The organism is Citrobacter sp. LJND-P06 (assembly GCF_058188415.1).
In genome coordinates this window covers 926394-938850 of record NZ_CP187317.1, presented here as the reverse complement: position 1 = coordinate 938850, position 12457 = coordinate 926394, and the positions used below count along the sequence as shown (strand labels likewise).

The 12457-nt window shown below is 53.4% G+C and carries 10 protein-coding genes; 2 read left to right on the top strand and 8 right to left on the bottom strand.

What is annotated here, in order from left to right; translation table 11 throughout:
* Positions 1-38 precede the first annotated feature (38 nt).
* Positions 39-2795 carry a two-component sensor histidine kinase BarA gene (gene barA, locus ACO7SM_RS04460; RefSeq protein ID WP_490469861.1) on the top strand — a complete coding sequence of 919 codons (2757 nt, stop codon included), beginning with the start codon at positions 39-41 and terminating at the stop codon, positions 2793-2795.
* An 83-nt stretch (positions 2796-2878) separates the two neighbouring features.
* Here the strand turns inward: barA and ACO7SM_RS04455 are convergent, their stop codons facing one another.
* From ACO7SM_RS04455 to syd, 8 genes are all read right to left on the bottom strand, one after another.
* Positions 2879-4021: a glycerate kinase gene (locus ACO7SM_RS04455; RefSeq protein ID WP_490469860.1), complete on the bottom strand. Its 1143-nt coding sequence runs from the start codon at positions 4019-4021 to the stop codon at positions 2879-2881.
* Between the two features lie 87 nt (positions 4022-4108).
* On the bottom strand, positions 4109-5449 hold the full coding sequence (gene gudD, locus ACO7SM_RS04450) for a glucarate dehydratase (protein WP_490470863.1): 1341 nt from the start codon (positions 5447-5449) through the stop codon (positions 4109-4111).
* A gap of 20 nt (positions 5450-5469) precedes the next feature.
* Complete coding sequence (locus ACO7SM_RS04445; RefSeq protein WP_490469859.1) at positions 5470-6810, bottom strand: enolase C-terminal domain-like protein; 1341 nt, start codon at positions 6808-6810, stop codon at positions 5470-5472.
* Entirely contained in the window at positions 6807-8165 is a 1359-nt protein-coding gene (gene gudP, locus ACO7SM_RS04440) for a galactarate/glucarate/glycerate transporter GudP (RefSeq protein ID WP_490469858.1), read from the bottom strand. Before gudP ends, ACO7SM_RS04445 begins: the two co-directional genes overlap by 4 nt.
* A gap of 602 nt (positions 8166-8767) precedes the next feature.
* Complete coding sequence (locus ACO7SM_RS04435) at positions 8768-9217, bottom strand: flavodoxin (protein ID WP_203360172.1); 450 nt, start codon at positions 9215-9217, stop codon at positions 8768-8770.
* An 18-nt stretch (positions 9218-9235) separates the two neighbouring features.
* The gene (gene truC / locus ACO7SM_RS04430) at positions 9236-10018 is read right to left on the bottom strand and encodes a tRNA pseudouridine(65) synthase TruC (RefSeq protein ID WP_490469857.1); all 783 of its coding nucleotides are present in this window, start codon (positions 10016-10018) and stop codon (positions 9236-9238) included.
* Positions 10018-10347 carry a YqcC family protein gene (locus tag ACO7SM_RS04425; RefSeq protein WP_490469856.1) on the bottom strand — a complete coding sequence of 110 codons (330 nt, stop codon included), beginning with the start codon at positions 10345-10347 and terminating at the stop codon, positions 10018-10020. Before ACO7SM_RS04425 ends, truC begins: the two co-directional genes overlap by 1 nt.
* Positions 10348-10980: 633 nt before the next feature.
* Positions 10981-11526 carry a SecY-interacting protein gene (gene syd, locus ACO7SM_RS04420; protein WP_490469855.1) on the bottom strand — a complete coding sequence of 182 codons (546 nt, stop codon included), beginning with the start codon at positions 11524-11526 and terminating at the stop codon, positions 10981-10983.
* A 67-nt stretch (positions 11527-11593) separates the two neighbouring features.
* Here syd and queF point away from each other — a divergent pair, with 67 nt between their 5' ends.
* Complete coding sequence (gene queF / locus ACO7SM_RS04415) at positions 11594-12442, top strand: NADPH-dependent 7-cyano-7-deazaguanine reductase QueF (protein WP_490469854.1); 849 nt, start codon at positions 11594-11596, stop codon at positions 12440-12442.
* The last annotated feature ends 15 nt before the right edge of the window (positions 12443-12457 follow it).

Genomic DNA, 12457 nt, shown 5'->3' with positions numbered 1-12457 from the left:
TTAACAGTGTGACCCTAATTGTCCCATAACGGAACTCCATGACCAACTACAGCCTGCGCGCACGCATGATGATTCTGATCCTGGCACCGACTGTCCTTATTGGTTTACTGCTCAGTATCTTTTTTGTCGTGCATCGCTATCACGACTTGCAGCGTCAACTGGAAGATGCCGGTGCCAGCATTATCGAACCCCTTGCTGTCTCCAGCGAATATGGCATGAATCTGCAAAACCGCGAATCCATCGGTCAGTTGATCAGTGTCCTGCATCGCCGTCATTCCGATATTGTGCGGGCGATTTCGGTCTTTGATGAAAACAATCGGCTTTTCGTTACCTCGAATTTTCACCTCGACCCGACAGACATGCAGCTCGCCACTGGCGCACCGTTCCCCCGCAGGCTGAGCGTGACCCGCCACGGGGATATCATGATCCTTCGCACACCCATTATTTCCGAGAGCTATTCGCCGGATGAGTCTGCGGTGAGCGACGCCAAAAATACCAAAAACATGTTGGGATATGTGGCGCTGGAACTCGATCTCCGCTCGGTGCGGCTACAGCAATACAAAGAAATATTTATTTCCAGCGTCATGATGCTGTTTTGTATCGGCATCGCGTTAATTTTCGGCTGGCGGCTGATGCGCGATGTTACCGGCCCTATTCGTAATATGGTGAATACCGTTGACCGGATCCGCCGTGGGCAACTCGACAGTCGCGTTGAAGGATTCATGCTCGGCGAGCTGGATATGCTGAAAAATGGCATCAACTCGATGGCGATGTCGCTTGCGGCTTATCACGAAGAGATGCAGCACAATATTGATCAGGCGACCTCGGATCTGCGTGAAACGCTGGAGCAGATGGAGATCCAGAACGTTGAGCTGGACCTGGCGAAAAAACGCGCCCAGGAGGCCGCGCGCATTAAGTCTGAGTTTCTGGCGAACATGTCCCACGAGCTGCGTACCCCGCTCAATGGTGTGATTGGCTTTACCCGCCTGACGTTGAAAACCGAGTTAAACCCAACCCAGCGCGATCACCTGAATACCATCGAACGTTCGGCCAATAATCTGCTGGCGATCATTAATGATGTGCTCGACTTCTCCAAGCTGGAAGCAGGCAAACTGATACTGGAGAGTATTCCCTTCCCGCTGCGTAATGCACTCGATGAAGTTGTGACCCTCTTAGCCCACTCCTCGCACGATAAAGGGCTGGAGCTGACGCTCAATATTAAAAATGACGTGCCGGACAACGTGATTGGCGATCCGCTGCGTTTACAGCAAGTGATCACCAATCTGGTGGGGAACGCCATTAAATTCACCGAAAGCGGTAATATCGATATTCTGGTGGAGAAACGCGCGCTCAGTAACACCAAGGTGCAAATTGAAGTGCAGATCCGCGATACCGGTATCGGGATTCCTGAACGCGATCAGTCGCGGTTGTTCCAGGCATTCCGCCAGGCTGACGCCAGCATTTCGCGCCGCCACGGGGGAACCGGGTTAGGGCTGGTGATTACGCAAAAACTGGTCAATGAAATGGGCGGGGATATCTCATTCCACAGCCAGCCTAATCGCGGCTCGACCTTCTGGTTCCATATTAATCTCGATCTCAACCCTAACGTTATCAGTGATGGCCCCTCGACCCGCTGTCTGACGGGTAAACGTCTGGCGTATGTCGAACCTAATGCCACCGCCGCGCAATGCACCCTGGATCTGCTGAATGATACGCCGCTTGAAGTGATTTATAGCCCGACGTTTTCGGCCTTACCGATCGATCACTACGATATTCTGCTGCTGAGCGTACCGGTGACGCTCCGCGAGCCGCTCACCATGCAGCATGAAAGACTGGCAAAAGCGGCATCAATGACCGAATTCCTGCTGCTGGCGCTGCCTTGCCATGCCCAAATCAACGCAGAAGCGCTCAAACAGGGTGGTGCGGCGGCCTGTCTGTTAAAACCGCTGACCTCTACCCGTTTACTGCCTGTACTGAGCGAATATTGCCATCTGAATCAAAGCACCGAGTTACTGCCCGTTAATGAAAGCAAAATTGCGATGTCGGTGATGGCGGTGGATGATAATCCTGCCAACCTGAAGCTGATCGGCGCTCTGCTGGAAGATATCGTGCAGCACGTCGAGCTTTGCGACAGCGGCCATCAGGCGGTGGAACGCGCCAAACAGATGCAGTTTGATTTGATCCTGATGGATATTCAGATGCCTGATATGGATGGCATTCGCGCCTGCGAACTGATTCATCAACTCCCCCATCAACAGCAAACGCCCGTGATTGCCGTCACCGCACATGCCATGGCGGGGCAAAAGGAGAAGTTGCTGAGTGCGGGAATGAACGATTATCTGGCTAAACCGATTGAGGAAGAGAGGCTCTACAACCTGCTGCTGCGCTACAAGCCTGGAACGGGAGTAATAAACCGATTACCGGCGCCCGAACCGGTCGAGTTTATCTTCAACCCAAATGCCACGCTCGACTGGCAACTGGCGCTCAGACAGGCAGCCGGAAAAACCTCCCTGGCGCGGGATATGCTGCAAATGTTGCTCGACTTTTTGCCGGAAGTTCGCAATAAGATTGAAGAACAACTGGTCGGGGAAAACCCGGAAGGTCTTGTTGATTTAATTCACAAATTGCACGGTAGCTGCGGTTATAGCGGCGTACCGCGCATGAAAAGCCTTTGTCTGTTCATTGAGCAACAACTGCGTAGCGGAATCAAAGAAGAAGAGCTGGAGCCGGAACTTTTGGAGCTGCTCGATGAAATGGATAACGTTGCGCGGGAAGCCAAAAAGATGTTGGGATAAAACGTTAAGGCTGAATGGCAATGCGTCTTATCTGGCCTGATGGCTCACATGCCCAGGCCAGATAAGCGAGTCTCAACAGAGACTCAGCGGAGAAGCTGCCCCAACCTGATGGTCGCGGCCACGTTTCTTGCAGTCATCCGCACATTCTCGGCGGCATTTTTCAGCGCATCATCGAGTGTGCAAATGTTATAAATCACACTAAACACGGCATCAATACCATGCTGATGCACCACACCGACATCCGCCGTTAAACTCCCGGCAATGCCGATAACCGGCTTATTGTAGCGTTTCGCAACGCTGGCGACGCCGACGGGAACTTTGCCATGAATCGTCTGGCTGTCGATACGCCCTTCCCCGGTTATCACTAAATCTGCATCGATGACACAGGCATCCAGATGCAGAGCATCGGTCACTATCTCAATCCCGCTGCGCAATTTAGCGCCACAAAACGCGTACAGCGCCGCGCCCATTCCCCCCGCCGCACCGCCGCCAGCCAGTCCAAAGACATCAACATCCAGATCGCGGGCAATCAACTGCGCATAGTGCGCCAGTGCTTTATCCAGGCGAGCGATCATTTCCGGCGTCGCCCCTTTCTGCGGACCAAAAACAGCCGACGCGCCCTCGTTTCCGGTTAATGGGTTTGTCACATCGCACGCCACGTCAATGCGGCACGCGGCAAGGCGTGTATCCAGTTGACTGATATCGATCTGCGCGAGTGCCTCCAGCGCCGCGCCACCCGGCGCTATCTCGTTTCGCCGGGAATCCAGTAATCTTGCGCCCAGCGCCTGCATCATGCCCGCGCCGCCATCATTGGTGGCGCTGCCGCCAAGGCCGATAATGATATGTTCGACACCCGCATCTAAGGCGTGGCGAATAAGCTCACCCGTCCCCCACGACGTCGTTTTTAGCGGATCGCGCAGTCCCGGCGGAACGCGTTCCAGACCGCTGGCAGCGGCCATTTCGATGAAGGCTGAGCGCTCATCGCCAGACAAACCGTAGAATGCGTCAACAGATTTGCCCAGAGGCCCCGTCACCTTAACGTGAACAATACGACCCGCCGTCGCCTCCACCATGGCCTCGACCGTTCCTTCTCCACCGTCAGCAACCGGAATCTTCACGTAATCCGCGTCAGGCCAGATTTCGCGAAACCCCTGCTCAATGGCGGTCGCCACTTCAAGAGCGCTCAAACTTTCCTTATATGAGTCCGGCGCGATCACTATTTTCATAAAGCATCCTTAGCATGTTGACTACGTTAAGCATACACTCGGTTTGGTGATAAAAACTGCCGGTTCCCCACGGAACCGGCACCTTGCTTAACGCACCATGCACGGGCGCTTGTTGTCGAACGTCCAGTTAGGGATCAGGTACTGCATTCCCATTGCGTCATCACGCGCCCCCAGACCGTGTTGCTGATACAACTCGTGCGCTTTCATCACCTGATCCATATCAAGCTCAACACCCAATCCGGGTTTTTCCGGTACCTGAACCATACCGCCTTTAATTTCAAACGGTTCTTTGGTCAGGCGTTGATTACCTTCCTGCCAAATCCAGTGCGTATCGATAGCCGTTATCTTACCTGGCGCCGCCGCTGCCACATGGGTAAACATCGCCAGCGAGATATCAAAGTGGTTGTTCGAGTGTGAGCCCCAGGTCAGGCCAAATTCATGGCACATCTGCGCAACACGCACCGAGCCTTGCATCGTCCAGAAATGCGGGTCCGCCAGCGGGATATCCACCGATTGCAGCGAGAGCGTATGCCCCATTTGACGCCAGTCGGTGGCGATCATATTGGTGGCCGTCGGCAGCCCCGTAGCACGACGGAACTCGGCCATCACTTCGCGCCCTGAGAAGCCTTGTTCTGCGCCACACGGATCTTCTGCATACGCAAGCGATCCTTTCAGGTATTTGCCAATCTGGATCGCTTCATTGAGCGACCAGGCGCCATTCGGATCCAACGTCACACGCGCCTGCGGGAAACGTTTTGCCAGGGCCACAATCGATTCAGCCTCTTCTTCACCCGCCAGCACGCCGCCTTTGAGTTTAAAGTCGTTGAAGCCATATTTCTCGTACGCCGCCTCCGCCAGACGCACCACGGCATCCGGGGTCATCGCTTCCTCATGGCGCAGACGATACCAGTCGCATTTCTCATCAGGCTGGCTTTGGTACGGCAATGGCGTTGCTTTGCGATTACCGACAAAAAACAGATATCCCAGCATTTCCACTTCACTACGCTGCTGACCATCGCCCAACAAGGAGGCCACATTCACCCCCAGGTGCTGTCCGAGCAAATCAAGCAGTGCCGCTTCGATCCCAGTAACCACATGAATAGTGGTGCGCAGGTCAAAGGTTTGCAGACCACGGCCACCCGCATCACGGTCGGCAAACTCACTGCGTACCGCATTCAGCACATTTTTATATTCCCCCAGCGTTTTGCCCACCACCAGCGGGGTAGCATCTTCCAGCGTCTTGCGGATTTTCTCGCCGCCGGGGATTTCACCGACGCCAGTGTGGCCGGAGTTGTCTTTGATAATAACGATATTACGCGTGAAGAACGGAGCATGTGCGCCGCTCAGGTTCATCAACATACTGTCATGACCGGCCACCGGGATAATCTGCATAGAAACCACGACCGGGGTAGAAAATTGTACATTCATCATTAAGTCCTTATTCAGAATCAGTGGCGGCCGAAAACAGGGCGTTTACGGTCAAAAGTCCAACCGGGGATCAGGTACTGCATCGGAGCGGCGTCATTACGTGCACCACCCGGCAGTTTTTTGTAAGCGTCATGCGCTTTCTGTACCTGATCCCAGTCCAGCTCTACGCCTAATCCAGGCGCATCCGGAACAGCAATTTTTCCGGCTTTAATTTCCAGTGGCTGTTTCGTCAGGCGGCAATCGCCTTCCTGCCAGATCCAGTGCGTGTCGATCGCCGTCGGTGTACCCGGCGCCGCCGCGCCAACATGCGTAAACATGGCCAGCGAAATATCAAAATGGTTGTTGGAATGACAGCCCCATGTCAGCCCCCAATCGTCGCACAACTGTGCCACCCGGACTGCGCCAGAGAGCGTCCAGAAATGCGGGTCGGCAAGCGGAATATCCACCGAATTCAGCATCACCGCATGCCCCATTTCACGCCAGTTGGTGGCAATCATATTGGTCGCCACTGGCAGCCCGGTCGCCCGTCGGAACTCCGCCATCACTTCGCGACCAGAGAAGCCCTGCTCCGCACCGCACGGATCTTCTGCGTAAGTGAGAACATCGTTTAATCCTTTACACAGCGCGATGGCTTCATCCAGCAGCCAGGCGCCGTTGGGATCAACCGTGATACGCGCATCCGGGAAGCATTTTTTCAGCGCTCGGGCGGTTTCAATCTCCTGCTCACCGGGCAGCACGCCGCCTTTGAGTTTGAAATCTTTAAACCCGTAACGGTCCTGGGAGGCTTGTGCCAGACGGACTACCGCTTCGCTGCTTAATGCTTCCTGATGGCGCAGGTGATACCAGTCATGGTGACCCGGCGTGTTCTCCAGATAGGGCAGATCGGTCTTTGTACGATCGCCCACATAGAAGAGATACCCCAGAACAGTCACCGCATCACGCTGCTTGCCTGGCCCTAATAGTTCACACACCGGAACATTGAGCGCTTTGCCGAGCAGGTCAAGCAGCGCGGCTTCCAGCGCCGCTACCGCGTTAACCCGCAGCTCAAACGTCCAGGCGCCTTTACCAAAGGTGTCAAAATCCGCGGCCTGATTACCTTTATGTACCTGCTGAACCACGTTATTTAAGCGAGCGACCTGCTGGCCTATAACCCGCGGGGCAGCATCCACCAGCGTCTGGTAAATCACCTCGCCACCCGGCGCTTCCCCTACGCCGGTGTTCCCGGCGTTATCCGTTAGCACCACAATATTGCGGGTAAACCAGGCGTTATGCGCACCGCCGATATTGAGGAGCATACTGTCATGCCCGGCAACCGGAATGACCTTCATGTCTGTCACGATGGGGCTGGATTGCGTCGTCATGAGGATTGTCCCGTTACAGGTTTCAGCTCAATACGTTTGATATCGCCCACCAGCACCAGATAGCTCAGTACCGCAATCAATGCGTGAACGCCCACATAAATCAGAGCGCCGTTGAACGAACCGGTCGTGCCCACGATATAACCGATCGCAATCGGCGTGACGATACCGGAAATGTTGCCGAACATATTGAACAGACCGCCCGAGAGGCCGCTGATCTCTTTCGGCGCAGTATCTGCCATCACCGCCCAGCCCAACGCCCCAATGCCTTTACCGAAGAAGGCCAGCGCCATAAAGCCGATGATCATCCATTCAACATTCACGTAGTTACAGAACACCATCACCATCGACAACAGCATCCCCAGCACAATCGGCGTTTTGCGGGCGATATTGAGCGAACCGGTACGGCGCATCAGCCAGTCGGAAATAATGCCGCCGAGCACACCGCCAACAAAGCCGCAGATAGCCGGGACAGAAGCGACGAATCCGGCCTTCAGAATCGACATGCCGCGCGCCTGCACCAGATAAACCGGGAACCATGTGATGAAGAAGTAGGTCAGGGCGTTGATGCAGTATTGGCCAATATAGACGCCAATCATCATGCGTGAACCCAACAACTGCTTGATTTGTCCCCACTTCACGCTGAACGGCACTTTCACTTTGCTGTCTTTGTGATCCATGTTGATCAGCGCGCCGCCTTCGGCGATGTAGTCGAGCTCTTTTTGGTTCACGCCAGGATGCTGGTTGGGTTCATGGATCACTTTCAACCAGACAAAACTGATGATGATCCCCAGTCCCCCCATAAAGAAGAAGACGTGCGACCAGCCCACTTCGTGGGTCAGCCACCCCATGATGGGCGCAAAGATGACCGTAGCGAAGTATTGCGCGGAGTTAAAAATCGCCACCGCCGTTCCCCTCTCCTGCGCAGGGAACCATGCCGCCACAATCCGACTGTTACCCGGGAAAGAAGGCGCTTCCGCTAAACCGACAAGGAAACGTAAGGTGAATAGCGCCACAATAATGCCAAAGCCGCTAAAGATATCGACGAAGCCCTGTAACAGCGTAAACAGCGACCAAATAAAGATGGACCAGAAATAGACGCGTTTAGAGCCAAAGCGGTCAAGCAACCAGCCGCCAGGGATCTGACCAATAACGTAGGCCCATGAAAAGGCCGAGAAAACATACCCCATTCCGACGGCGTCCAGACCAATGTCTTTGGCCATTCCCGTACCGGCGATGGACAATGTGGCGCGATCACCATAGTTAAAGGATGTGACGATAAACAGCATCACCACTATCCAGTAGCGGGCGTTGGTGCGTTTTTCAGCGCTACTCGCTGCCTGACTTAATGAACTCATTGTTGCACTCCTGAATTTTCGCGTTAGCCACGCTCACTCTGAACAGCACAACCTGTAGGGAATCAGAGAGACGTTTCGTGTTTTTGCCGTTTTTTATTAGGCCGTTCGGCTTGCGTACTGCATTTCTTATTACTGGCAGGAGAAGTATAAAAAGCATGCAAAACTCTCTCACCGTGCAACAACACAGTATTTTAGCGGCGTATTACGTATGTTTATGGCAAAAGCCCAAGCCCGTGGAACCCACTTCACGGAAATGAAAACCAGGCGGAGAAACGTTGGCAGCAAAGGCTTGAAAGGGAAGAGAGTGTGAATACGGTCGCTTGACCTAAGGAAAATGCCCGTAAGAAAACGGGGGTTATCCGCCGTTTTTGGTGCGGATGCCTAACGCTCACGCAAGCTGAACGTCACAGGCATTGTCCGGTGCATAACGTTTTTTGAAGGGCAAAAAGAGAGGATGTCCCCTCATTAGGTAACACCGTTCACTTAAGTCAATAAATAAGGGGAAACACCGGGATTAGGTTCCTGGAGGGACGCCAAACCCGGCGGTCGCCCCGAATATCCCGGTCTTAAACTAACGGTGTTACCCTGATTGGGGTCAGGGTTCAGGAGAGTAACGTGCCCCAGTGCTCAACCCAGGGATTTGATTCGCTTTCGGGTTCTGGATGTTCACCAGCATCAATCAGCAACATTTCTCCCACGCGTTGCGCGCTCTGTTCCTGCAATAACGCGTCAAATTGCTTACCGCCGTTACAGAAATTGGTGTAGCTACTGTCGCCCAATGCAATCACGCCATAGCGCAGATTAGGCTGAAAGCCGAGACTCTCTTTGATGCCCTGAAACAACGGCACAATACTGTCGGGAAGATCGCCCTGACCGGTCGTTGAGGTCACCACCAGAACGACTTTATCCAGATACGGCTGCCAGTCGGTCAATTCGGGGTCTTCAAACACTTTAGCGTTATGACCCTGCGCGGTGAGGATAGCTTCCGCCTCTTCCGCGACCAGCAGCGCGTTTCCATACATTGTGCCGACAAAAATACCAATTTCCGCCATGACGATTTTCTCCCTGAATTAAACCTGATGATTCTCATCCTGACTGGAGAGCTCACTAAACTCAACCCTTTCATTCTCAGGGAGAAGTCCGCGCCAGCCAAACTGTGATAATGCCTGCATCCAGGCGGCATCCAGCCCGGCACGAATCGTCAGCGGTTCGTCAGTGAATGGATGTGTCAGCTCAAGCTGGCTCGCATGGAGCATCAATCTCTGGCAACCAAAATGTTCAGCGGCACTGCGGTTCTGCCGCAAATCGCCGTGTTTGCTGTCACCAATGATGGGATGGCGCAAATGCGCCAGATGGCGCCTGAGCTGGTGCTTACGACCGGTTTTGGGATCCAGTTCGACTAAACCATAACGGGTCGTGGGATAACGCCCGGTCGCCACCGGCATTTCGACGGTCGCCAGGCCGCGATAATGCGTCACCGCAGGCTGCGGGCCTTTATCATCGCGGGCAAACTTATCGGCAATTTTATCCAGCTCTTCGACCAGCGGGTAGTCCAGTACAGCATCATCCATTAACCAGCCACGGACAATCGCATGGTAACGTTTCTGGATTTGATGCTGTTCAAATTGCTGCGCAAGCCGACGCCCGGCTTCGCTGGATAATCCCATTAGCAGTACGCCGGAGGTGGGTCTGTCGAGTCGATGGGCGGTAAATACATGCTGGCCAATCTGGTCACGCACCGTTTGCATCACCACGACTTTTTCATCGCGATCCAGCCAGCTTCGGTGAACTAACCAACCGGAGGGTTTATTGACGGCAACCAGCCACTCGTCCTGATACAGAATTTCCAGCATCAGGCTTTATCACTCGTGAACAACGCATCCAGTTCCTGCAACGCCTGCAGAAGAATCTCGCGCTGCGGATGATCGGCCTCCAGCGCCATTTCGTAATAAGGGGCGATAGCAAAGGCGTCCGGGAGTGGCTGCGCGTTGTCGATCAACGCATGCATACGGGGGATCAGCACCCATTGCAACCATTCGACAGGTGCCATGGTGTCCATACAAAAAGGCTGTGTGCTGGTAAACAGGTGAGCTTGTGGTTCGTCCAGTCGCCAGTGTTGATGTTCACGCAGCAGCGCTTCAAGCGCATGTAACTGCTGGCGCACACGTTCATGAGTCGTCACGATTAAAACCTCATTGATGAAAAACTGGCGCGAAGAATAGCATTTATAGACGGGCAAATAAAAAAAGGGAGCACTGTATAAACAGTGCTCCCGGTTCGTTTCGCAGCCATCCAGCTACTTTTAGTGCTCCCTGCTCATCCATGACAACTTTTCCTGTGGTCTTGCGACCTGTTCGTCCTGAACGCTAGCATCCTGCTTCACACCACCCCAGTGCGATCAACTTCACCCTGAAGTTTCCTGGCCATCCTGACCCACCGAACATCCTGACCGGTTCTCGTTCTCCGTCCTGGAGGTGTCCTTTAACGCATCCTGCGCCGTCCTCTTCACTTCATCCTGAAGCCTTTCCTTGCTACACCGTCCTGGTGTGTCCTGCTGAAGTGTCATCATCCTGATGTTCACTTCGGTGTGCGACTCCTTGTCGACAGACATAGAATCGCCTGTTTCGTCATGTCTTACAAGGCACTTACAGGTAATAGCTTAAGGATATTTTCATTTGAAAGTGAGCGTTTTATCGATAACTAATTGATTATCACCGATTTAATACATTAGTGATGGGTTGAACCTTTACTTATATCCTGGCGATCTCTTACAGGGTTTGTAAGAGATCTCTCACAAAGGAAGAGGCAACAGGGATTACAGAAGAGGCTTAAGCTGAGCGAGAAATTCCACAAGGGAGGCGGCCAGCACGCTGCGATTACGCGTGCCCAGCGTCTCTTTGCACACTTCGCCAGACAGATTGCACACCGAAATGACCTCGAGTTCATTTTCCAGGGTGGCAATAAACAGCGTCGGCGATATCTTGAGACGTTTCTGCGTGACCAGATGGCCGATCAGGTTTTCCTGAACGCGTCTGAAATCATCTGCACTCCAGGTTTGCAACAGCGTCAATGTCTGCCCGGCAAACTGCGCGTGCATATCCCCGGCAAACTGGGTGGTATAAAACGAATGAATTGCGGGTTGTATCACAATATCAAAAGCCCGTTCAACCGCGTTTACATTCGCCTCTCCTTCAAAAGGTTGCGGCTGCCAGTACACGGCCTCACCGGTTGAAGAAATCACACAGGGTGAAGGAACGCCGTACAGTTCTTCGCTCAGCGGCCAACTGCTGTGTTTTTCATGCCAGGCGTCACAATAGCGAGTTGTAAAGGCCTTCAGGGCCTGTGATGTCTGTTCGTCCACCGATTTCTCTCTTAACAAAAGCAGGATACACTTGACGCATAGTGTATCTGGTTTATGACGGTGAAACATGTCTTCTTATGAAAACCATCAGGCGCTTGACGGCCTGACTCTCGGTAAATCAACTGATTATCGGGATATTTACGACGCAAGTTTGTTGCAGGGCGTCCCGCGCAGCCTGAATCGCGATCCGCTGGATTTAAAAGCCGATAATCTGCCTTTTCACGGTGCGGATATCTGGACGTTGTATGAACTGTCGTGGCTGAATGCAAAAGGGCTACCGCAAGTCGCTGTGGGTCATGTCGAGCTGGATTACACCAGCCTCAATCTGATTGAATCAAAAAGCTTTAAGCTCTACCTGAACAGCTTTAACCAGACACGCTTTGAGCGTTGGGAGGATGTCCGTCAAACGCTGGAAAACGATCTGCGCGCCTGCGCCCAGGGCGATATCAGCGTTGCGCTGTACCGGCTTGATGAACTGGAAGGGCTCCCCATCGCCCATTTCCACGGTAGCTGCATCGACGACCAGGATATCGCGATTGATAACTATCAGTTCAGCACCGACTATCTGGAAAATGCCGTCAGCGGCGAGAAAGTGGTAGAAGAGACGCTGGTCAGCCATTTGTTGAAATCTAACTGCCTGATCACTCACCAGCCAGACTGGGGCTCCATACAAATTCAGTATCGCGGTCGAAAAATAGATCGTGAAAAATTGCTACGTTATCTGGTCTCTTTCCGCCATCACAATGAGTTCCACGAACAGTGTGTGGAGCGAATTTTCAATGACATTTTGCGCTTCTGCCAGCCGGAGAAACTGAGTGTCTACGCGCGCTACACGCGACGCGGCGGCCTGGATATTAACCCCTGGCGTACCAATACCGATTTCGTGCCTGCCATCGGAAGACTGGTTCGTCAGTAATCTTTTTTCTCAATT